Here is a 2984-nt window from a genome sequence, read left to right as displayed (position 1 = left end):
CATTTGTTATTTCGGCGTACGCATTTGTTATTTCAGCGTACTCATTTATTATTTCGGCGTACTCATTTATTATTTCGGCGTACGCATTTATTATTTCGGCGATGCTTGGGGAAGCAAGCTACGCGTAGCGGACGCACCAGAAGATGTAGGCGCAGCCATCGCTTCCATTCTTTTGTGGTTGTGGTTTGAAAACACGCCCTAGTTTTAACCTTTGTCTTTTTTGCAGCTGTGTGTAATCTAACTCTTAACGAATGTCCACTCTAGTACCTTGATGGGAGCTTCTTGTAGTGCTTGAGCTAATTCGGTGCTGCTTTCAAATTTTACCTGGGAGAGGTCGCAGGCTTCGACCTTGACTGTAAATTTATCGTCTTGGAAAGGCCAAGGTTTGACAACAACCAAGTTATCGCTGCGCTGCATGATGTCATAGCGCTGACCTTCAGGACCCTTGCTAATTTCTAAAAACCGCTCATCCTCAGGTAGTTCTTGCTGACATAAAATGAGAGAAAGGCGATCGCACCATTGCATAAATGCATAGGCTGCATCAACTTCTTCCTTTGTAATGCCTAGTTCCTTGCGCCAACGTTGCTGGTTTTGAAGTTGCTCATCTAAAACTTTGTCTAGTTCTAGAAACTGACCCCGGCTTGGCTCATGTAAACGGCTGATGTGCATGGAAATTAACAAAGCCACCCACCGTCCCCGGTAGCGGGCATTCTTTGCCAAATCAGCCACTTTCTTAATACCAATTTCTGCATCCTTCTTTGTGGCGAGAGTGAAGTCCTTTGGCGCACCCGCTTCAGTAAGAATGTCTTCTTCCCACTCTTTTTCTAGGTCATCGTGATGCGAAATTGCAGCGACAGTTTCATATAACCTTGCTGGCGCATCTTTACGTCGCCACTGTCCCGCCAGTTGAGCTGCTAACAAAGCATGAGCGCGGTGATAAATGACTTCCCAACCATTTGGCGTAGCGTTGACAATCACAAATCAATCTCCTGATTCTTAGTTTGGATTTTGAGTTGAATTAATTTTTGAATTTAGAAACGTCGGGGTAGATTTGAAGAGGCGATCGCTCTGACTTCTTGAGTGTGGCTTAATATTTATAGCCATGCCATTTTCAATATCGCGCACAAATACAGCACTTTGCAAGTTTGTGAGGTACAAGAATTCCCCAACCTCCCCAAGGTATTAGGGAGGGTTGAGGAGAGGGTGTACTTCATTTACTTGCAAAGTGCTGTATGTATCCAAAGCGCGTTTTGTATCCAAATCAATATCAGCAAATACTGATCGGCTTAAATTCCCGACTTCTCTAATTAAGTCTTCTCTAATTAAGTCGGGAATCTTGTTGTTCTCGAATGATTTAGGATTGCCATAGGTTGGATAAAGCTAAATTATCCAAAATACCTAATCTAGACAAACAGTTTAATCATTGCTAAACAAGGTGGGCTGTTTGCCCACCTAACGATTGGGAGTTTTCAAGAAACTCTAACTGCAACCTATGGAATTAAGAGTGGCTTTTTAGCGGATCAGCAATATATTTGAATGTTGGCTCAGAATTCCAAGGCCCACGCTCATCTTGACCATTACCGTCTGTAGATAGGTTGTAGTAGAGAGCAACAGTTTCATCTGGCTTAATATTACCAAAGAACGGATCTGTCAACTTACCCAACGAATCTAGAGCTTTCATAAACATCTGGGTATGAGAAATTTCTCGTGTTAACAGATGGACTAAAGTCTCTTGGGTTCCTTTGTCGGTTGCCAACTTAATCAATTCTTCGTAAGTCTGACGAGCGCCAGCTTCAGCTGCAAGATTAGCTCTTAAATCACGCACTACATCTCCACCCTCATTCAAATAATTTGCAGTCCAAGCATTACCTTGACTATCTAGAAAATGAGGACCAACCCCTCGAATCGCAAAGAGAGTACTCTTATAAGCCTCTGTTTGATCCACATTTTTGGTATGACCTTCGATGAGTTTTCCAACCATTTCTAAATGGCCGAATTCCTCGATCGCAATATCTTGGAGCATATCTCTAATTCCAGCATTTTCAACATGGAATGATTGAACCCAATATTGAAGTGCTGCGCTAAGTTCTCCAGTAGCTCCGCCAAACTGCTCTAAAAGTAATTGAGCAAAACGAGGGTTTGGTTCACTAATGTTAACTGCATGAATAAGCTCTTTTTTGTGAAAAAACATAGATTTACACTTCCCAAAATTATGATGTTCTCTAAAGGATCAGCTACTTTATTGTCTCCTAGTATTTTCCAGACAGAGCTAATTTAATGTTTGATAGCTTCTCAAACTAGTGAACTAGAAGACTGATAAAATACAGTAGTCATGTCAGTGTTGATAAATGCCAATCAGCGATTAGGCATTGCTGCTTATTCTGATTAATCCTCATAGATAAATAGCAACAATTGCGCCGAGTACAGCCACTAAAATACCAGAGATTAAACCAGCGCAGCCGCAGTAATTTGCAGAGTTCCTGTTCGTAGCAAGGTAAACAGACTTCCACCAACGATACCCAAAATCGCTGTAAAGAGAATTCCGCCGCCTTGATAACTAGGATGAATAGCTTTAGGAATCGCACCTGCCAAAAGTCCTAAAACTACCCAAGCAATAATACTCATAACTGCCTCAACAATCTCACTTGTCTCTAAGTTATCAATTCTGATTTACAATTCTTTCTACCAGATGGAAGAAATGCTAAATCCAAAAGTTAGATAAAAAAGTTTACATCAAGATTTTAATGTAAATTTGCATTTTTTCTTTCATAGCATAAAAATGCTAAACGAAAGTTTTGCCAGATAAATCAGGAATTATTGAATACATCAGTCTAAAGTTTATTTTATGTAAAAATAGACACTAAAAATTTAATAAAATATATTTTTTTATATCTATTTATATCTATCTTAAGTAAGATGTAAAAATATTATCTAACTTTTTGGAGATGCGTTAAAAAATTTATAACGGTTTCGTTATCATTGAT

The 2984-nt window shown here is 39.6% G+C and carries 3 protein-coding genes and 1 pseudogene; 1 reads left to right on the top strand and 3 read right to left on the bottom strand.

Features of this window, described 5'->3' with window-relative positions; genetic code table 11:
• On the top strand, nt 1-202 hold a 202-nt coding region (locus ACFFAP_RS37625), incomplete at its 5' end, for a hypothetical protein (RefSeq protein ID WP_375515972.1).
• Between the two features lie 35 nt (nt 203-237).
• Here the strand turns inward: ACFFAP_RS37625 and ACFFAP_RS37620 are convergent.
• The 3 genes and pseudogenes from ACFFAP_RS37620 to ACFFAP_RS37610 form a co-directional block, all read right to left on the bottom strand.
• Complete coding sequence (locus ACFFAP_RS37620; protein ID WP_375515971.1) at nt 238-978, bottom strand: DUF3891 family protein; 741 nt, start codon at nt 976-978, stop codon at nt 238-240.
• A gap of 520 nt (nt 979-1498) precedes the next feature.
• Entirely contained in the window at nt 1499-2191 is a 693-nt protein-coding gene (locus ACFFAP_RS37615; RefSeq protein ID WP_375515970.1) for a manganese catalase family protein, read from the bottom strand.
• 201 nt (nt 2192-2392) lie between these two features.
• Nucleotides 2393-2625: pseudogene (locus ACFFAP_RS37610) on the bottom strand (GlsB/YeaQ/YmgE family stress response membrane protein).
• Between the last annotated feature and the right edge of the window lie 359 nt (nt 2626-2984).

The organism is uncultured Nostoc sp., from assembly GCF_964245575.1.
Classification (GTDB): domain Bacteria; phylum Cyanobacteriota; class Cyanobacteriia; order Cyanobacteriales; family Nostocaceae; genus Nostoc.
Note: the sequence above shows the minus strand (reverse complement) of the source record. Positions and strands in the feature narration are given on the sequence as shown.